Genomic DNA, 19002 nt, shown 5'->3' on the forward strand with positions numbered 1-19002 from the left:
AAAATACAATTGACCTGAAGTCACGAATCAATAATGCATTATTGCCTTAGAATCGCATCACCTCCCATCACCGAGTAGCGACCCATGAGTGAGCAGTACGCCTTCATCCTCAAAGCCAAGACCCGCCCGGAAATGGCTGAAGCGTTCGAAACGCTGTTCCGCGCTTACGTCGAGCCAAGCCGCCAGGAGCCGGGCTGCATCGAGTACCACATGCTGCGCGACAAGCAGGACCCGAGCCTGTTCGTGTTCTTCGAGGTCTGGGCCGACAAGGCAGCGCTGGATGTGCATTCGGCACTGCCGCACATGACCGCGTTCTTCGAAAAACGCATGGACTACCTGGAACGCGATTTCGACATCCAGATGATCGACATGCTCAGCGCATCAAGCGCTAACCGCTGATCAGCAAATGGCCGCCGAGCGCGGCCAGGCCGATGAAGAAGCACCGTTTGAACAGCGGCGTACTGATGCGCTGACGCAGCCACTGGCCGGCCAGCATGCCGACTAAGGCCGGCGCCAGCATCAGCAGCGAAGCACCCAGCGCCTGGCCACCCAGGACATGCTGCCCGGCCAGGCCAACGGCCAGGGCCAGGGTCGAAACCGTGAACGACAGGCCCAGGGCCTGGACCATCTGATCCCGATTCAAACCCAGGCTCTGCAGGTAGGGCACAGCCGGTATCACGAACACCCCGGTCGCCGCCGTGACCACGCCCGTGACCAGCCCGCAAAGCGGCGCCAGCCAAGGCTCCCGCCCCGGTGCCAGGCGCAGACCCGGACCGACCAGCCCGTACAGCGCATACACCATCAAGGCCGCGCCCAGTGCATGTGCGGCCCAAGGGCCGCTGTTGATCCCCAGCCAGGCGCTGCCCAGCAAGGTACCGACGAAGATCATCGCCAGCATCGGCCACAGGCGTGCCAGCAACCTCCGCAGGTGCCCCCCACTGGCCAGCTGCCAGAGGTTGGTGAGGGTCGAAGGCACAATCAGCAATGCCGCAGCCTGCGCCGGTGACATAGCCAGGCCCAGCAGGCCCATGGCGATTGTCGGCAGGCCGAGGCCGATCAAGCCCTTCACCGCGCCGGCCAGCAGGAAAGTCAGTACCACCAGCAGCGACAGCGCTGGGCCAATGTTCTGGTAGAAAGCGAGCAAGGTATTCATAGGCCGATAATGGCGTGCGCCAGCCGGGCTGAAAATCTGCCATATACTCAGCCAGACTCTTGCCAGGACAGAGCCACATGCATTTCGATCTGATCGACCTCAGGCTGTTCCAGCACACCCTGGAGTGCGGCAACATCACCGCCGGTGCCAGCCGCAGCCATCTTTCGCTGGCAGCAGCCAGTGCGCGGATCCGCGCCATGGAGGCTTCGCTGGGCATCCCTTTGCTGGAACGCAACCGCCGTGGCGTGCAAGCAACTCTGGCCGGCCAGGCACTGCTGCAGCATGCCCGGCTGATATCGCAGCAGGTCGAGCGCCTGCAGTTCGACCTGGGCCAGTACGTTCAAGGGCAGCAGGGCCAGGTGCGCCTGCTGTGCAACACGGCTGCACTCACGGAGTACCTGCCGGAGCTGCTGGCCGGCTACCTGGCTGAAAACCCAGGCGTCAGCGTGGATGTGCAGGAGTTGCCGAGCCTGCGCATCGTGCAGTCGATTACCCAGGGCATGGCGGACCTGGGCATAGTTTCGACCGCCGCCCCCAGCGAGCACCTGCAGACCCGGCCGTTTCGCGAAGACCCACTGGTGCTTGTAACGCCGCAGCGCCATCCACTGGCCAGCGAGGTAGCGCCGAGCTTTATCGATAGCCTGGCCCATGGCTATGTCGGCCTGGGTGCCGGCAGTGCACTGGCGTTGTACCTGGAAGAGCAGGCGCTGCGCGAGGGGCGGCGCATGCGGGTTCGGGTGCGTGCCGAAGGGTTCGATGGCGTGATCCGCATGGTTGCGGGCGGGGCCGGGGTGGGGGTGGTGCCGCTGGCTGCGGTGAAGCGTTGGCAAGGGGTGTTGCCGTTGCACTGGGTGGCGCTGACGGAACCATGGGCCAATCGCCGGTTGCTGGTGTGTGCACGCGATTTTGCGGCATTGCCGGGGTATGCCGGAGGGTTGGTAACCACCCTCACCCGCTGACCCGATCAGTATGTTGCATGTACTGCGCATGACTTGAAGCCAACGCGATCGATGTAGGAGCGTGCACAGTAAGTGCATTTTTTTAGCCGCTCGCACACAATCCTCCCATCGCACCACCGAAAAGGACTTTCCAGTGGCATCGATCTACCAGCTCAAACCGCGCTTCCAGGCCATGCTCCGCCCTGCTGTCCAGCGCCTCCACGACCGCGGTGTCACCGCCAACCAGGTCACTGTCGCCGCCGCCCTGCTGTCGATCCTGCTGGGCCTGCTGCTGGCTGCCCTGCCCCATCTCACCTGGCTGTTCATTCTGGTGCCAGTCTGGATGCTGCTGCGCATGGCACTGAACGCCGTCGACGGCATGCTCGCCCGTGAGTTCGGCCAGCAATCCACCCTCGGTGCCTACCTCAACGAACTGTGCGACGTGATCGCCGATGCCGCGCTGTACCTGCCCTTCGCCCTGCTGGCCGGTGTATCGCCAACCTTGGTCGTGCTCGTGGTGCTCAGCGCCACCTTCAGCGAATACGCCGGTGTCATGGGCCCACTGGCCGGTGCTTCACGGCGCTACGATGGCCCAATGGGCAAGAGCGACCGGGCCTTTGCCTTCGGTGTGCTGGGTACCGGTGTCGCCCTAGGCCTGCTGAATGGCACCTGGCTCAACGGCTTGTTGCTGGTCATCCTCGCACTCTCGCTCTATACCCTCTACAACCGGGTTCGCCAGGGGCTGGCCGAAACCCGCTGAGCCCACTGCCGTCGCAAAAGGATGTCGACCATGCGCCAAGCGCAAGCGCTGCACTTCTCCACCCATGACGGCGTCGAGCTGTATTACCGTCACTGGCCTGCCACGCGTAACCAACACCAGCCACGCCGGGCCGTGGTGATGTTCCATCGCGGCCACGAACACGGCGGGCGCATGGCACACCTGGCCGACGAGCTGGACATGCCGGGCTACGATTTCTTCGCCTGGGATGCCCGCGGCCACGGCCATTCGCCGGGCGCGCGTGGCGACAGCCCGGGCTTCGCCACCAGCGTGCGCGATGTGCAGACCTTCATCGAGCACATCCAGGCCAGCCATGGCATCGCCGAACAGGACCTGGTGGTGCTGGCGCAGAGCGTAGGGGCCGTGCTCGTCGCCACCTGGGCCCACGACTACGCGCCCAAGGTGCGCTGCCTGGTGCTGGCCTCGCCAGCGTTCAAGGTCAAACTGTATGTGCCGTTCGCCCGCACCGGCCTGAAACTGCTGAAAGCCTTGCGCGGAAACTTCTTCGTAAACAGCTACGTCAAGCCCCGCCTGCTCACCCACGACCCCGAACGGGTCATGTCGTACGTGGCCGACCCGCTGATCAGCCGGCCGATTTCGGTAACCATGCTGCTGGGCCTGTACGAAGCCGCCGACCGGGTGGTGGCGGATGCCCAGGCCATTCAGTTGCCAACCCAACTGCTGGTGTCCGGTGCCGACTTCGTGGTCGAACGCCAACCGCAGGAACGCTTCTTCGAACGCCTGGGCAGTGCGCGCAAGGAAATGCACATCCTGCCAGGTTTTTTCCACGACACCCTTGGCGAGCGTGACAGGGCCCATGCCTTGCGGCGCATCGAGCGGTTTGTCGAACATTGCTTCGCCAGCCCCGCCGCCCTGCCATCACTGCTCGATGCCGACAAGACCGGCGCCAGCTGCGCCGAGGCCGAAAGCCTGGCCGCACCGCTGCCGCGCAACTCGCCCCGCGACCTTTACTGGCGTGCTACCCGTGCCGGGCTGCGGCTGGGCAAGGGGCTGTCCGAAGGTGTGAAGCTGGGTTTCGATACCGGTTTCGATTCGGGCAGTACCCTGGACTACGTGTACCGCAACCAGCCGACCGGCAAAGGCAAGCTCGGTCGCCTGATCGACCAGAACTACCTCGACGCCATCGGCTGGCGCGGCATCCGCCAGCGCAAGCTGCACGTAGAGGAACTGCTGCGCCTGGCCATCGTCCGCCTGCGCGACCAGCAGCGGCCGGTGCACATCGTCGATATCGCCGCCGGCCATGGCCGCTACATTCTCGAGGCCCTGCAGGAGCTCGAACAACTGCCGGATTCGATCCTGCTGCGTGACTACAGCGAACTGAACGTGCAGCAAGGCAGCGCACTGATTGCAGAAAAAGGCCTGACCGACATCGCCCGCTTCGTCCAGGGCGATGCCTTCGACCGCCAGAGCCTGGCGACCCTGGAACAACCACCGACCCTGGCCGTGGTCTCCGGCCTGTACGAACTGTTCGCCAGCAACCAGTTGGTAGGTAACTCGCTGGCCGGCCTGGCCGATGCGCTGGAAGATGGCAGCTATTTGGTCTACACCGGCCAGCCGTGGCACCCGCAACTGGAAATGATCGCCCGCGCCCTCACCAGCCACCGCGGCGGGGAGGCCTGGGTCATGCGTCGCCGCAGCCAGGCCGAAATGGACCAGTTGGTAGAAGCGGCGGGGTTCCGCAAGCTGGCCCAACGCATCGATGAATGGGGCATTTTCAGCGTCAGCCTGGCACAACGGGTGCGCTGAATGAGCCCATCACGCGAGCCCCGGCTGATCCGCCGAGGCGTGTTCTGGCTTCTTTTGCTGGGGCCGCTGTTTTTTCTTAGTTACGGGCTGGCGAACAACCATACCGCCGGGCGCAGTGATGTCGGCAGCCTGGTGTTCGGCTGGGAAAGCCGCATGCCGTTGTGGCCGTGGACGATCATCCCGTACTGGTCGATCGACCTGCTCTACGGTTTGTCCTTCCTGCTGCCACGCACGCGCCAGGAAATGGACCGGCACGCGCTGGCGCTGCTAACCGCGCAGCTGATCAGCGTCAGCTGCTTCCTGCTCTGGCCGCTGCGCTTCACCTTCGAGCGGCCGGAACTGGGCGGGGTGTTCGGCTGGATGTTCGATGTGCTGATGGGCTTCGACAAGCCGTTCAACCAGGCGCCTTCGCTGCATATTGCCCTGCTGGTGATCATCTGGACGATGTTTGCCCGGCACGTGCAGCGCCAGCCCTGGCGTTGGCTGATGCATGGCTGGATGGCACTGATCGGGGTCTCGGTACTGACCACCTGGCAGCACCATTTCATCGACGTGCCGACAGGGGCATTGGCGGGGTTCGTCTGCGTCTGGTTGTGGCCACATCAAGGGCAACTGCCCTGGCAGCAGGTGCGCCTTGCGCGGGATGCCAAGTGTTGGCGGTTGGCGTTGTTCTATACAGTGGGTGGGCTGCTGTGCGCAGTGCCTGCCGTTGCGTTGGGCGGCGCCTGGCTGTGGTTGACCTGGCCGGCCGTGTCGCTGGCTTTGGTGGCGCTGAACTATGGCGTGCTCGGTGCGGGCGGGTTCCAGAAAGGCGCCGATGGGCGCTTGTCGAATGCAGCCAGCTGGCTGCTGGCACCCTACCTGATTGGGGCGTGGGTCAACTCGCGGTTGTGGACATGGCGGCACACGCAGGCGGATGAAGTGTGTGATGGCGTCTACCTTGGGCGGATTCCTGGGTGTGACGCGCAGTTCGCTGCGGTAGTCGATTTGTGCGCAGAGCTACCGTGCCATGTTCAGGACAGCGCTCCTACACAGGTCGCGTCCGCCGTTGGCTACGCATGTTTTCCTACCCTGGACCTGATCGCCCCGGAAAGCCCATTGCTGCACCAAGCCGCCGTCACCATCGAACGCCTGCGCTCGCAAGGCCCGGTGCTGGTCTGCTGCGCCCTGGGCTATTCGCGCAGCGCCAGCGCCGTGGCAGCCTGGCTGGTACTCACGGGCCGCTGCAGTGATGCTCGCCAGGCCGAGGCGCTGATCCGCAAGGCCCGCCCCGGCGTGGTCCTGCACAGCGCACATCGCCAAGCCTTGCAACGGCTAGGGACACAACCATGACGCTGTACGTGGTGGCCAGCCTGCTGGGCTGTGGCAAACAACTGGAACGCCTGTCGGACGGCCTCACCCTGCTGGCCCTGGCCTACGGCCTGGCGCCCTTGCTGGGAGCCCAGTTGCAACCGCTGGCCAGCCTGCTGTGCATTGCGCTGCTGGTACTAGGCGTGCTGCACAAGTACTGGGCCATCCGTGTGGCCATCGATGCCCAATTGTTCGCCCACCTCGCCGCCAGCCGCGACCTGGCGGCGGACACCCAGGCCCTGGACCACGCACTGTTCGAGCTGAAACTCAAACCGCAGGCCGCCGACACCCGAGCATGGCCTGCCCGTAGCCGGGCCGCGCTGACCCTGTTACGCCGCCAGGCAGTGTACCTGGGCCTGCAGCTGTCGCTGGCCTTGGCTACCCTGCTGACACTGCCTTTGAAGGGATGACTACCGATCCATGCTCGCCAACCTGACCGCCTACCTCATCACTTCCGCCGCCCGCCTGATCACCGGCGCCCGCGCCCTGTGGCTGGGCTGCACGCCGCTGCCGGTGCAGCGCCTGTATTTCGCCAACCACAGCAGCCATGGTGATTTCGTACTGCTGTGGGCCTCGCTGCCGCAGCCGCTGCGCAAGCGTACCCGTCCGGTAGCCGGTGCCGATTACTGGGCCAAGCCGGGCATTCGCGATTTTCTTATCCGCAAGGTCTTCAACGGTGTGCTGATCAACCGGCAACACAGCCCCGGCCAGGGCAGCCCGTTGCAGCCGATCCTCGAAGCAGTGGCCCAGGGCGACTCGCTGATCTTCTTTCCGGAGGGCACCCGCAATCTCGGCGACGAGCCGCTGATGCCGTTCAGGAGCGGGTTGTATCACTTGGCAGCAGCCAACCCTGGAGTCGAACTGGTGCCGGTGTGGATCGCCAATCTCAACCGGGTGATGCCCAAGGGGCGCGCCCTGCCGTTGCCGTTGTTGTGCACATTGAGCTTTGGCGAGCCGCTGCACCTGCAGGCGGATGAAAGCAAGCAAGCCTTTCTCGAGCGGGCCAGCCAGGCCCTGCTGAACCTGGCCCCCAAGGATGCCTGAGATGGACGACAATACCCTTTCCCTGTTTGCCGGCATCGGCGCCCTGCTGCTGCTCGCCAGCGTGATCGGCCGCCTGCTCAAATGGCGCGCCGGCCCGGCACCGCACGCGGTGATCGACAACCTCAACGCCCGCATCAACGCCTGGTGGGTGATGGTGCTGGTGATCGGCATCGCCTTCCTGTTCGGCAAGTACGGCGTGATCGTGCTGTTCTACGGCGTGTCGTTCTATGCTTTGCGCGAGTTCATGACGCTCACCCCGACCCGGCGCAGCGACTACCCGGCACTGGTGGCTGCGTTCTATGTGGCACTGCCGGTGCAGTACGTGCTGATCGCCATGGACTGGTACGGGTTGTTCAGTATCTTCATCCCGGTGTACCTGTTCCTGTTGCTGCCGATCCTGGCCAGCTTCGGCGGCGACACCACGCGCTTTCTCGAGCGCGCCTCGAAGGTGCAGTGGGGGCTGATGATCGCGGTGTACTGCGTGTCGTCGGTGCCGGCATTGATGACCCTGGACATCCCGGGTTACGAGGGCCGCAACCTGTTGCTGATTGCCTGGCTGATCCTTGTGGTGCAGATCAGCGACGTGCTGCAGTACGTGTGCGGCAAGCTGTTCGGCAAGCACAAGGTAGCGCCCAACCTGTCGCCATCCAAGACCGTCGAAGGCCTGGCCGGCGGCGTGGCACTGGCCACCCTGATCGGCGCCCTGCTGTGCTGGATCACCCCGTTCACCTTCTGGCAGGCCGCGCTGATGGCGTTGGCGGTGAACGCCATGGGCTTCTTCGGCGGGCTGGTGATGTCGGCGATCAAGCGCGACCGTGGGGTGAAGGACTGGGGGCACATGATCGAAGGCCACGGCGGCATGCTCGACCGCATGGATTCGGTGTGCTTTGCCGCGCCGGTGTTCTTCCACTTTGTGCGGTATTGGTGGGCGTAGAACGTGTTCGCCTTGAACTTTCTAGTACCCGTAAGATCGAGCGCCGCCCGCGCGGCGCTCGATCTCACAGGCACTAGAAAACTAAAGGCGAGCACTAAGCGGACTGATCGGATGGCAAAGTAAGCACATGCCTTCTGACACGTAAGAAATCAGCAAGTACCATCGGGCACCTATACCCCCCAGGAGTATCCGTATCGCCATAGCTTGGCCGGTCTGCTACTTGAGGTACGACCGCAGCAACGTCGCCACCTTGTCCGCCTCGTCCTGCCGCTCCTCGGCACTCAGCCCTTCCGCCACCAGGTGTTCGCGGATATGCCCTTCCATCACTTCGGCCATCAGCCCGTTCACCGCACCGCGCACGGCGGCGATCTGCTGCAGTATCGCCAGGCAGTCCTTGTCCTGCTCCAGCGCTGTCTCCAGGGCGGCGGCCTGGCCTTTGATCTTGCGCACCCGGGTCAGCAGCTGCTTCTTGCTCTTCAGGGTATGTGCCATTGGGTTTCACACCATGCTAGGTATACTGGGGTATAGTATATTTCTCGACGTTCCGGGAGCATGATAAACCATGGCAACACAAACCTCAGACCGCTGGCAGCACAGCCACCAGTTCCATACCAGCAACCTGAGCGCCGAGCGCAAGACGCGCCTGGCCGTGTGGCTGACCGCGGTAATGATGGTGGCGGAAATTACCGGGGGCTGGTTCTTCAATTCCATGGCGTTGCTAGCCGACGGCTGGCACATGAGCTCCCACGCCCTGGCCCTGGGCCTGTCGCTGCTGGCCTATGCCGCCGCGCGGCGTTATGCCGGCGACCGGCGCTTTGCCTTCGGCACCTGGAAGATCGAGATTCTCGGCGGCTACTCCAGCGCCCTGCTGTTGCTGGGCGTGGCCGGGCTGATGGCATTCCAGTCGGTGGAGCGCCTGCTGGCACCGGGGCCGATCCACTATGACGAGGCGATCTTCATCGCCGCCGTGGGCCTGGCCGTAAACCTGATCTGCGCCTGGCTGCTGCGTGACGACCATCACCATCACGATCATCACCACCATGGCCACGACCATCACCATGACCATGGCCACCATCACCACGACCTGAACCTGCGCTCGGCCTACCTGCACGTGATGGCCGACGCCGCGACCTCGGTGCTGGCTATCGTCGCCCTGCTGGCCGGCAAGTACTGGGGCGCCGGCTGGCTCGACCCGGTCATGGGCCTGGTCGGTGCGCTGCTGGTGGCGCTGTGGGCCCGCGGGCTACTGCGCGATACCGGGCGAGTGCTGCTGGATGCGGAGATGGACGCGCCGGTAGTGGAGGAAATCCGCGAGGTGGTCGCGCAGCTGCCGGTGCCGGCCAGCATCACCGACCTGCACGTGTGGCGCGTGGGCAAAGACCAGTACGCCTGCATTCTCGGCCTGGCCGCCCGGGCCGAACTCAGCGCCGACAGCGTGCGCCAGTCCCTGGGCGTACACGAAGAACTGGCACACATCACCGTCGAGGTCAACCGCCTGGCATAGCGCGACCAGACAGCTGGACGTCGAGCCCAGGCAACTGCGGCTCGGCCGATGGCCCTATGGTGACGAGTCATTCAGCCAGTCACCAGGAGTTGTGCCATGTCCGATTTCATCACCGTCCTGCGCGAAACCTGCCCGACGCCGGTCGTGGACGCCACCAAGTGGAAGCGCATCGGCGGCGATCCGCACACCGTCAACCTCAACGCCTACCTGTCGGCCGACGGCAGCAAGATCATGGGCACCTGGATCTGCACCCCGGGCAAGTTCGAGGTCAACTACGAGAAGTGGGAGTTCTGCCACTTCCTTGATGGCTACTGCATCATCACCCCGGAAGGCGAAGAGCCGAAGCACCTGAAAGCGGGTGATGTGTTCGTGATCGAACCGGGGATGAAAGGCACCTGGGAAGTGGTCGAGACCGTGCGCAAGTACTTTGTCTTTGCTTGATTCATAAGCGGACCTTGGTTTGGGTCATGTGGGATGAGTGAAAACTCCCACATGACTCTGCTCGCAATTCAACATGATGAATAAGGCAACCAGAAGTTTAATAAACATCACCCTATTGCAAGGATAACAGTTACATTTTTTGACATATGAATTCAGCTTCCCCCCTTCATTTGTAGTCCATTTCTGAACTGCACCTCTTCATCCCCTGAAGTATTGCCCCCGACTCATCGCAGGCCTAGGCTCTGCACATCATCCGGGTCACCGGGCAGCAATACCCAATTGATTCAATTGCCAGGGAGAAGAAAACGTGGCTTTCGACGCCTACATTCAGATCGACAACATTCCAGGCGAAGCACTGGACAAGCAATACAGCAAATGGATTGAAGTGCTTGGCTACGATTTCGGCGTCAGCCAAAGCACATCTGCCACTGCAAGTTCTACTGGCGGAGCCACTTCCGGCCGTACCTCTGTCACCAACTTCACTTTCACCAAATACCTCGACAGTGCCAGTTGCAAACTGATGGAGGCCAGTTGCACCGGGCAGCACCTCAAGGAAGTGAAACTGGCACTCTGCCGCGCGGGTGGTGACAAACTCAAGTACTACGAAATCATCCTCGAGGAAGTGATCATCGCCGAGTATTCGCAGAGCGTGGACACCGGCGTACCGCTTGAAGTAGTGCAGCTCAACTACGGCCGGATCAAGACCACCTATACCCAGCAGCGGCGCATTGATGGTGCCGGTGGCGGCAATATCGCCGGCGGCTGGGACCGGATCGGCAACAAGAAATACGCGTGAGGACAAGGCTATGTCTGAAGCCCGGGCGTTTCTCAATCTCAAGCTGCAAAACTATCATAGGCTGAAATCCGACCTGGCGCTGACCGGTCATTCCCTGGAAAAGTTTGACGTGCTGAATTCGCACATCGCCAATACTGTGGTCCGTAGCGGTGAACTTATCATCATCGGCGATCCCACCACGGCTTCCTGCACCAGCCAGGAAGCCTGGATGATGAGACAGGCGACGATTGCGCACATGGGGCTGATGCGCAACGGCCAAGGTGTGGATAACTTTTTCCTGGACAATTTCGAGACCTTGAAGAGCCTCATCGCGCATGCATCTGTGGGCGCTGGTGTAGTCAGTGAAGGGTGGAGCAAGCACCTGAAAGCTATCGAGGCCACCTTGATGGATATCGAGAAGCTGCATCAACAGCATCTCGGGTCAGGGGCCATGGCGGCTCGCGATCAGTTCTATGCAAAGCGTGCCGTCTTGTTCATGAAGTTGGATGAGCAGCTGAACAAGCTGGCGGCTTATGGTTCCGGGATAAGGAACAAAGGCTCGATCAAAAGGACGCTGGGGATATCCACAAAGAGTTATTTGCATACCGGCGAGATTGCAGGATATGCCAACAAAGTCTCAGGCGTGGCGACGGCTGCTAATTTGATCAAGAAAGGAACGTATGTAGGGATTGCATTAGACGTCGCTGCCACGGGCCTGGAGATACATAAAGCCTGTACGCTCGGACGCGAGGAGGAATGCAAAAAGGCGCATTATGTCGAGATTAGTTCATTAACCTTGGGCTTGTTGGGTACTACTGCTGGGGCAGCCAGTGGCAAGCTTATTCTTGGTGCTGCTTGCAGCGTGGTGTTTGGCGTAGCGACAGGTGGAACCGGAGCACTCGCTTGTGGGATATTCGGCGGTACAGTGGGGGGAATGGCAGGCGGAAAATTTGGGAATGAAGCAGGCGCCTGGGCTGGGGAACTTCTATACGAGGCAGTCGCAAAATGACAATCATGCACTGGATTTTTTTAGTCTACAGCATGACAGTCACAACTTTACTTTTCTTGAACCTGGCATTAACAATATATATCGCTCATCGCAAAATTGATTACATTGAAGGATTTTTATTAAATTGCAACGCAATAACCGGCGAAAAAAAACTCTGGCTACATGCTGGCTTGATGGGAAAATTCTTTCGACTAACGAATATATCATTCATACTGCTCATTCCTAAAATCTATGCACGAAAAAACCTCATTGACATCAAGGAAATAAATAATCTACCTTCAAAAATCAAGACCCTCCTAATCTTCATAGGCTCCTCGCTTTTGATATTGACTATCGCATTTTTTGGTTTGGGAATTTTCATGTATTACTTACCCCCCTTGCCTAAATAATGCTCAAAAAACATCGCAGTACGGGCCCCTCCCCTCTGGTGCGCAGTTACAGAGGGAAGGCCGCCCGGCCCGCGATAAAGTCCTCGCTCGTCAATCCTTCTTGCGGTAACCCTCGACGATCGCCGAGAAGTCCTTGCCACCCTCGCCGCGCAGGCTCATGGCCTGGTACAGCTGCTGGGCCACGGCCCCCAGGATCACCGGTTGATGCGCCTGGCGTGCAGCCTCGGTGGCCAGCCCCAGGTCCTTGAGCATCAGCTCGGCGCCAAAGCCACCGGTATAGCCACGCGATGCCGGCGCGGTTTCGATGATGCCCGGCCACGGGTTGTAGGTGTCCGAGCTCCAGCAACGCCCGGTCGAACTGTTGATGATGCCGGCCAGCACCTTGGTGTCGATGCCCAGCGCGTTGCCCAGGGCCATGGCCTCGGACACGCCGATCATCGAGATACCCAGCAGCAGGTTGTTGCAGATCTTGGCGATCTGCCCGGTGCCGACTTCACCGCAGTGCACGATGTTGCGGCCCATCTGCTCCAGTACCGGCTTGAGGGTGGCAAACAGCTCGGTGCTGGCACCGACCATGAAGGTCAGGGTGCCTGCCGCCGCGCCGCCGGTGCCACCGGACACCGGTGCATCGCCCATGTCCACGCCCTTGGCCGCTGCGGCCTTGGACACATCACGCGCCGTCTGCGGGTCGATGGTGCTGCAATCCACGGTCGGCGTGCCGGGGCGAATGCCCGCCAGCACACCGTCTTCGTTCAGGTACACGCTGCGCACATGGGCAGCAGCCGGCAGCATGGTGATCACCAGCTCGCTGTTGGCCGCCGCGTCCTTGGGCGACGGGCTGACCTGCCCGCCCAGTTCTGCCAGCTCGGCCAGCACAGCCTTGTTCAGGTCGAACAGGTTCAGTTGGTGCCCGGCCTTGATCAGGTTGCGGGCCATGGGTGCGCCCATGTTGCCCAGGCCAATGAATGCGATACGCATGACTCTCTCCTTAGCGCAGGCTGATGGTGGTGTTCACACCATCGTTGACACTGTCGTCATCGAACCAGCGGGCGGTGACGGTCTTGGTCTGAGTGTAGAACTGCACCACTTGCTTGCCGTACGGGCCGAGGTCGCCGAGCTTGGAGCCACGCGAGCCGGTGAAGCTGAAGAACGGTACCGGTACCGGGATCGGGATGTTGATACCGACCTGGCCGATGTCGATTTCGCTCTGGAACTTACGCGCTGCCGCGCCGCTCTGGGTGAACAGGCCGGTACCGTTACCGAACGGGTTGGCGTTGACCAGGGCGATGGCCTCGTCGAGGGTGTCGACCTCCAGGGTCACCAGCACCGGGCCGAAGATTTCCTGGGTGTAGACCTGCATGTCGGTCTTCACGCCCGAGAACAGGGTCGGGCCAATGAAGTTGCCTTGCTCGTAGCCCGGTACCGTGACGTCACGGCCGTCGAGTTCCAGCTTGGCGCCTTCCTTGATGCCGCTTTCGATCAGGCCCAGCACACGCTCCTTGGCGCGTTTGGAGACCACCGGGCCGACATCGGTGCCTGGCTCGCAGCCGGCATTGACCTTGAGCTTGCTGGCCGCTTCCTTGATATCCGGCAGCCATTCACGGGCCTTGCCCACCAACACAGCCACCGAGGTGGCCATGCAGCGCTGGCCCGCTGCGCCGAAGGCGGCACCGACCAGCGCGTTGACGGTTTGCGTGCGGTTGGCATCAGGCAGCACCACCGCGTGGTTCTTGGCGCCCATCATCGATTGCACGCGCTTGCCGTGCTGGCTGCCCAGGTTGTACACGTGGGTGCCCACTTCGGTGGAGCCGACGAAGGAAATCGCCTTGATGTCCTGGTGGGTGCAAATGGCATCCACCACTTGCTTGCCGCCGTGCACCACGTTGAGCACGCCAGCCGGTATGCCGGCTTCCAGCGCCAGTTCGACCAGCAGCATGGTCGACAGCGGGTCCTGCTCGGACGGCTTGAGCACGAAGGTGTTGCCGCAGACGATGGCCATGGGGAACATCCACAGCGGGATCATCGCCGGGAAGTTGAACGGGGTGATGCCAGCGCATACGCCGATCGGCTGGCGCAGGGTGTAGGTATCGACGCCGCCGGCAACGTTCTCGGCGAATTCGCCCATCTGCAGGGTGCCGATGGAGGCGGCGTGCTCGACCACTTCCAGGCCGCGGAAGATATCGCCTTCGGCGTCGGCCAGGGTCTTGCCCTGCTCGGCACTGAGGACTTGGGCGATGCGTTTGGTGTTTTCGCGGATCAGCGCCTGCAGCTTGAGCATGATGCGCATGCGCGCGCCGATCGGCGTGTTACGCCAGGTCTGGAAGGCACGGTGGGCAGCGGCCACGGCTGCGTCGACTTCTTCGACGGTGGCGAACGGTACGCGCGCCAGCACCTCTTGGGTGGCCGGGTTGACGATGTCGCGCCATTCGGTGGTCGTGGACTCGACCCATTGGCCGTCGATCAGCAGCTTGACCTGCTCGATTTTGGTCTGGTTAGGGGATTGCGGTGCGTTCATCTGCGTTCTCCTTGGAATTATTGTCGGGACGAGATCGCCAGCGCCGTGCAAACGCGAGGTGGCGTCCTGAGGCTTGTTTCGAGTATAGATGTGCAAACATCCAACAAGAACGCACAAAAAAACCGGATCATCATGCAAAAAGACCTTACATCCCTGAGCGCGCTCAACTGGGACGACCTGAAGTTCTTCCTTGAAGTGGCGCGTACGCGCAAGGCCAGCAGCGCCGCCAAGCGCCTGAGCGTGGACTACACCACTGTGTCGCGGCGCATCACCTCGCTGGAGGGGGCGCTGGGCACCTTGCTGTTCGAGAAATCCCGGACCAACGGCTTTGTCCTCACCGCCGAGGGCCAGCGCTTGCTGGGCTATGCCGAGTCGATCGAGAGCACGCTGCACATGGCCTGCGAGCAGGTATCCGGGTCGGGCGTGGCGTTGTCGGGGCATGTGCGCATGGGCTGCACCGAAGGCTTCGGCAGCTTCTTCGTCACCCCGCAGCTAAGCCACTTCGTCGATGCCTACCCGGCGATTTCGGTGGACATCCTGCCGCTGCCGCACTTCATCAGCCTGTCCAAGCGCGAGGCGGACATCGTCATCGCCCTGGAGCGGCCGGAGCATGGGCCTTATGTGTGCTGCAAGCTGTGCGACTACCGCTTGCGGCTTTACGCGACCCAGGGCTACCTGGACAGCCATGCACCGATCAACCAGATCGCGGACCTGGCCAGGCACCCGTTCATCAGCTACGTGGACGACCTGGCGTTCAGTTCGGAGCTGCTGTACCTGGCCAACCTGATCCCCAGCGCCAGCGCGCATTTGCGCAGTACCAGCGTGATTGCCCAGTACACGGCAGCTTTGCAAGGACGTGGGTTGGCAATTCTGCCGTGCTTCCTCGCCGCACAGGACCCGCGGTTGGTGACGGTGCTGCCGGAGGAGATCGAGGTGACGCGGCAGTTCTGGATGTATTGCCGGGAGGATTTGAGGAAGTTGAAGCGGATTACCCTGCTGTGGGATTACATCCGAGGGGTGACCGAGGCGAATGCACCGTTGTTGATGGGGGAGACACGGGAGATGCGCTTTGCTCAGGAATGAGGGGCTGCTGCGTAGCCCATAGCCGGCAAGCCAGCTCCCACAAGGTCTGCGCCGGATTCAAGGCATGCGCAGGACCTGTAGGAGCGGGCGTGCCCGCGAACACCGGCGCAGCCGGTGCCAGTCACCGAGTCGCCTGCTTCGCGGGCTTGCCCGCTCCCACAGGCACTGTGCTGGATTCAAGACAGGTGCTGTACCTGTGGGAGCCGGCTTGCCGGCGAACACCGGCGCAGCCGGTGCCAGTCACCGAGTCGCCTGCTTCGCGGGCTTGCCCGCTCCCACAGGCACTGTGCTGGATTCAAGACAGGTGCTGTACCTGTGGGAGCCGGCTTGCCGGCGAACACCGGCGCAGCCGGTGCCAGTCACCGAGTCGCCTGCTTCGCGGGCTTGCCCGCTCCCACAGGCACTGTGCTGGATTCAAGACAGGCGCTGTACCTGTGGGAGCCGGCTTGCCGGCGAACACCGGCGCAGCCGGTGCCAGTCACCGAGTCGCCTGCTTCGCGGGCTTGCCCGCTCCCACAGGCACTGTGCTGGATTCAAGACAGGTGCTGTAACTGTGGGAGCCGGCTTGCCGGCGATCACCGGCGCAGCCGGTGCCAGACACCGAGTCGCCTGCTTCGCGGGCTTGCCCGCTCCCACAGGCACTGTGCTGGATTCAAGACAGGTGCTGTAACTGTGGGAGCCGGCTTGCCGGCGATCACCGGAACAGCCGGTGCCAGACACCGAGTCGCCTGCTTCGCGGGCTTGCCCGCTCCCACAGGTACTGTGCTGGATTCAAGACAGGTGCTGTACCTGTGGGAGCCGGCTTGCCGGCGAACACCGGCGCAGCCGGTGCCAGGCAACGCGTTGCCTGCTTCGCGGGCAAGCCCGCCCCTACACGCGGATATGCTGGCCTGGGAGGCTGTGGTCAGTAGGAAGCCACCACAATGGACACCCGCCGGTTCTCGGTGCGCCCGGCGCTGGTGCGGTTGTTCGCCACCGGCTGGCTGCTGCCCAGCCCGCGGGACTGGATGTTCTGCGCCGGCATGCCTACCCCGACCAGCGCCTTGGCAACGCTCTGTGCGCGGCGCTCGGACAGCTGCTGGTTATACGCCACCTTGCCGGACGAGTCGGCATGCCCATCCACCCGCACACCTTGGATGCCAACGCCGAGCAGTGCCTTGCCAATGCGTTCGACAATCGCCTGGCTCTGGCTGTTGAGGCTGTCCAGGTCGCTGCCGAACAGCACCTTGCCGGACAAATCGTAGGCCCAGCCTTCGTCGGTCGGGGTAAAGCCTTCACGCTTGAGCACGGCAATCTGCTCGGCGGTCAGGCCTTTGGGCGGAGCGCTCTGGCAGCCGGTCAGCCCCAGCACGGCGAGCAACAAGACCCAAAGGGGGAAACGCAAAGCCTGTATCACGGGTTCAACTCCTGTTCTTGATTTCGCTGGCGGACCGTTCCGTCTGCGCCACTTGCCAATGGCCACGGCGTTTGCGCTTGGCCTGGTACATCGCCGCATCGGCGGCATTCAGAAGACTGGCGGGGTCGGCGCCGTCATCCGGGTAATAGGCAATACCGACACTCAACGAGGTGGCGATACTGCGACCGCTGTCCAGCTGCACCGGCAACTTCATGCTGGCAACGATCTTCTCGGCAATGTGCTCGGCGTCCTGGCGCGAATGCAAAGGCGTCAGCAGCACGGCGAACTCATCGCCACCCAGGCGCGCTACCAGGTCGTGCTCGCGCAGCTGGGCGCGAACGCGGTCGGCCACGCTTATCAGCACTTCGTCGCCGACCGCATGGCCGAGGGTGTCGTTGATCTGCTTGAAGTGGTCACTGTCGAGGAACAGCAGCGCCAGGTGATCCTGCTGCCGTTCGGCATTGCGCACGCTGCGGCTCAGGCGCCCCTCGAAGAAGGTGCGGTTGGGCAGGCCGGTCAGGCTGTCGTGGCTGGCCTGGTGCGCCAGGGTCTGGTTTTCGTTCTGCAGGTGGCTGTGCCATACCTCCAGCTCATCCAGCAGGGCATTGAAGTCATTGCCCAGTTCGTGGAGCTCGGCAATCGGCGCTTCCGGCACGCGCCGGTCGAAACGGCGCTCGCGGCGGGCAGCGTGGGCGACACTGGCCAGGCCGCGCAGCGGGCGGACGATATCGCTTAGCAGACGCCGCGACAGGTACTGGGCAGCCAGGGCGCTGAGCACCGTGCAGAACAGAATGCCGGCCAACCCGCTGAACAGGAACAGCAACAGGCTTCTCCCCTGGCCAACCAGCTCGATGCGCCCGACCTGCTGTTGCTGGTGCGTGATCGGCAGGTTGATCGGCTCATCCAGCAAGGCGGTGGCCACCTGCGCCTCCAGCCGCGCGAGCACGCCGGTATCGCTGCGCTGCCAATGCGCCAGCTGCTCGCCTTCGTTGTTGAAGACCCTGGCTTCGGCCACTTCCTCGGTACTGGCAATCAGCGCCAGCGACTCATTGGCCGCAGCGCTGTCGTCAAACACCACCGCCGCTTCCACGGTGTAGCTGATCGAGCGGGCGATCAGGTGCAGGTTGTCGTTGGCGTAGACACGCAAGGCGAGCACGCCCAGCAGGGTCAGGGATATGCCGGCCAGGCCCACGGCGAGCAAGGCGACGCTGAGGTGGCCACGGCCCAGCACCGAGCGCAGGGTCGGGCGCACGCCGCGCTTGCGGGTTGGTTTCATGGTTGCACCGCCCGGCGCCGCGACAATTGCAGCACGCTGGGATGAATGTGCACGCCGGAGCGTGCCACCGAGTCCAGGTTGACTTCAAAGGCTACCTGTTGGTCGCTGACCCGCAAGCAGAACAGGCTACCGACCGTGCACGGGTCGTCTGCCTCGCTGATGCTCAGCACCGGGTGGCCACTGACGCGCTCGAACAGCCGGTCGCGCTGGCCCTGGTCGAGTTTGCCAATGTAGATGGCGTCGCAGGCCTGGGCGACCTGGCTATCGTCTGCCAGCAGCCGCCGCACCTGCAGCGGTCGGCCAGACTCCTGCACATGGCCTTTGATCAGGTCATCGGCGTATTCGGTCGGGCCGACCAGGCACAGGCGCAAGGGCGAAGGTTCGACGGGCCAGCGGGCGTAGCTGAAGATGCCCAACACCACCTGGGTGACCGCCTTGGCACGTTGCTGCGCCTGGGCGGCAGTCATGGCGGGGTCTGCCTGGGCCGGACCTGCGGAAAGGAACAGGGCGGCCAGCAATAGCGAAAGCACACATCTCGTCACTCGCCTTGCGGCCACGTTCATGTGGGAAATCTCTTAAGGTCCTTTCCGATATCGGCGCAACGATAGCACATGGCCGCATCAATGTAGGTACGAGCAGCTTTGTGCATG

20 protein-coding genes are annotated in these 19002 nt (G+C 62.7%); 13 read left to right on the forward strand and 7 right to left on the reverse strand.

All coding sequences use genetic code 11. From position 1 onward, the window contains the following. The first annotated feature begins 84 nt into the window (after positions 1–84). Positions 85–399: a putative quinol monooxygenase gene (locus tag GYA95_RS19315; RefSeq protein ID WP_003258316.1), complete on the forward strand. Its 315-nt coding sequence runs from the start codon at positions 85–87 to the stop codon at positions 397–399. On the opposite strand, the gene GYA95_RS19320 is transcribed toward GYA95_RS19315, so the two are convergent. Further along, positions 389–1153: a sulfite exporter TauE/SafE family protein gene (locus GYA95_RS19320; protein WP_015271811.1), complete on the reverse strand. Its 765-nt coding sequence runs from the start codon at positions 1151–1153 to the stop codon at positions 389–391. The genes GYA95_RS19315 and GYA95_RS19320 overlap by 11 nt on opposite strands. A gap of 77 nt (positions 1154–1230) precedes the next feature. Here GYA95_RS19320 and GYA95_RS19325 point away from each other — a divergent pair, with 77 nt between their 5' ends. The 7 genes from GYA95_RS19325 (at position 1231) to GYA95_RS19355 (ending at position 7964) form a co-directional block, all read left to right on the forward strand. Next, positions 1231–2112 carry a LysR substrate-binding domain-containing protein gene (locus tag GYA95_RS19325; RefSeq protein ID WP_015271812.1) on the forward strand — a complete coding sequence of 294 codons (882 nt, stop codon included), beginning with the start codon at positions 1231–1233 and terminating at the stop codon, positions 2110–2112. Between the two features lie 133 nt (positions 2113–2245). Then, on the forward strand, positions 2246–2851 hold the full coding sequence (locus tag GYA95_RS19330; protein WP_015271813.1) for a CDP-alcohol phosphatidyltransferase family protein: 606 nt from the start codon (positions 2246–2248) through the stop codon (positions 2849–2851). Between the two features lie 30 nt (positions 2852–2881). After that, positions 2882–4636 carry a bifunctional alpha/beta hydrolase/class I SAM-dependent methyltransferase gene (locus GYA95_RS19335; protein ID WP_015271814.1) on the forward strand — a complete coding sequence of 585 codons (1755 nt, stop codon included), beginning with the start codon at positions 2882–2884 and terminating at the stop codon, positions 4634–4636. Beyond that, complete coding sequence (locus tag GYA95_RS19340) at positions 4637–5968, forward strand: phosphatase PAP2/dual specificity phosphatase family protein (RefSeq protein WP_015271815.1); 1332 nt, start codon at positions 4637–4639, stop codon at positions 5966–5968. Further along, on the forward strand, positions 5965–6396 hold the full coding sequence (locus GYA95_RS19345) for a hypothetical protein (protein ID WP_015271816.1): 432 nt from the start codon (positions 5965–5967) through the stop codon (positions 6394–6396). Before GYA95_RS19340 ends, GYA95_RS19345 begins: the two co-directional genes overlap by 4 nt. Positions 6397–6406: 10 nt before the next feature. Then, positions 6407–7030 (forward strand): lysophospholipid acyltransferase family protein, encoded by a 624-nt coding sequence (locus GYA95_RS19350; RefSeq protein ID WP_015271817.1) that lies wholly within the window; start codon positions 6407–6409, stop codon positions 7028–7030. Between the two features lies 1 nt (position 7031). Next, positions 7032–7964: a phosphatidate cytidylyltransferase gene (locus GYA95_RS19355; RefSeq protein ID WP_015271818.1), complete on the forward strand. Its 933-nt coding sequence runs from the start codon at positions 7032–7034 to the stop codon at positions 7962–7964. 216 nt (positions 7965–8180) lie between these two features. Here GYA95_RS19355 and GYA95_RS19360 read toward each other — a convergent pair whose 3' ends face one another. Beyond that, entirely contained in the window at positions 8181–8456 is a 276-nt protein-coding gene (locus tag GYA95_RS19360) for a metal/formaldehyde-sensitive transcriptional repressor (protein ID WP_015271819.1), read from the reverse strand. Positions 8457–8526: 70 nt separating this feature from the next. Between GYA95_RS19360 and dmeF the strand changes: the two genes are divergently transcribed. The 4 genes from dmeF (at position 8527) to GYA95_RS19380 (ending at position 11693) form a co-directional block, all read left to right on the forward strand. Next, positions 8527–9468 (forward strand): CDF family Co(II)/Ni(II) efflux transporter DmeF, encoded by a 942-nt coding sequence (gene dmeF / locus GYA95_RS19365; RefSeq protein ID WP_015271820.1) that lies wholly within the window; start codon positions 8527–8529, stop codon positions 9466–9468. Between the two features lie 96 nt (positions 9469–9564). Next, entirely contained in the window at positions 9565–9909 is a 345-nt protein-coding gene (locus GYA95_RS19370) for a cupin domain-containing protein (RefSeq protein ID WP_003258412.1), read from the forward strand. A 307-nt stretch (positions 9910–10216) separates the two neighbouring features. Then, positions 10217–10705 carry an Hcp family type VI secretion system effector gene (locus tag GYA95_RS19375; RefSeq protein WP_003258410.1) on the forward strand — a complete coding sequence of 163 codons (489 nt, stop codon included), beginning with the start codon at positions 10217–10219 and terminating at the stop codon, positions 10703–10705. A gap of 10 nt (positions 10706–10715) precedes the next feature. Next, on the forward strand, positions 10716–11693 hold the full coding sequence (locus GYA95_RS19380; RefSeq protein WP_015271821.1) for a hypothetical protein: 978 nt from the start codon (positions 10716–10718) through the stop codon (positions 11691–11693). Between the two features lie 479 nt (positions 11694–12172). Here the strand turns inward: GYA95_RS19380 and mmsB are convergent, their stop codons facing one another. After that, a complete protein-coding gene (mmsB, locus tag GYA95_RS19385) occupies positions 12173–13060 on the reverse strand; it encodes a 3-hydroxyisobutyrate dehydrogenase (RefSeq protein ID WP_015271823.1) in 888 nt (295 codons plus the stop codon). A 10-nt stretch (positions 13061–13070) separates the two neighbouring features. Further along, positions 13071–14597 carry a CoA-acylating methylmalonate-semialdehyde dehydrogenase gene (locus tag GYA95_RS19390; protein WP_015271824.1) on the reverse strand — a complete coding sequence of 509 codons (1527 nt, stop codon included), beginning with the start codon at positions 14595–14597 and terminating at the stop codon, positions 13071–13073. Positions 14598–14729: 132 nt separating this feature from the next. On the opposite strand from GYA95_RS19390, the gene GYA95_RS19395 reads away from it, so the two are divergent. Continuing rightward, on the forward strand, positions 14730–15680 hold the full coding sequence (locus GYA95_RS19395; RefSeq protein WP_015271825.1) for a LysR family transcriptional regulator: 951 nt from the start codon (positions 14730–14732) through the stop codon (positions 15678–15680). Between the two features lie 904 nt (positions 15681–16584). Here the strand turns inward: GYA95_RS19395 and GYA95_RS19400 are convergent. From GYA95_RS19400 to GYA95_RS19410, 3 genes are read right to left on the reverse strand one after another with little or no spacing between them, the layout of a single operon-like run. Further along, positions 16585–17076, reverse strand: a complete 492-nt coding sequence (locus GYA95_RS19400) for an OmpA family protein (protein ID WP_015271826.1) — start codon at positions 17074–17076, stop codon at positions 16585–16587. A 4-nt stretch (positions 17077–17080) separates the two neighbouring features. Then, positions 17081–18352: a diguanylate cyclase domain-containing protein gene (locus tag GYA95_RS19405; protein WP_015271827.1), complete on the reverse strand. Its 1272-nt coding sequence runs from the start codon at positions 18350–18352 to the stop codon at positions 17081–17083. Then, positions 18349–18915, reverse strand: coding sequence for a YfiR family protein (locus tag GYA95_RS19410; protein ID WP_043935908.1), 567 nt, complete (start codon positions 18913–18915; stop codon positions 18349–18351). The genes GYA95_RS19405 and GYA95_RS19410 overlap by 4 nt, the downstream gene beginning before the upstream one ends. Positions 18916–19002: the final 87 nt, after the last annotated feature.

Origin of the sequence: Pseudomonas asiatica (assembly GCF_009932335.1) — a bacterium.
Lineage (GTDB): Bacteria > Pseudomonadota > Gammaproteobacteria > Pseudomonadales > Pseudomonadaceae > Aquipseudomonas > Aquipseudomonas asiatica.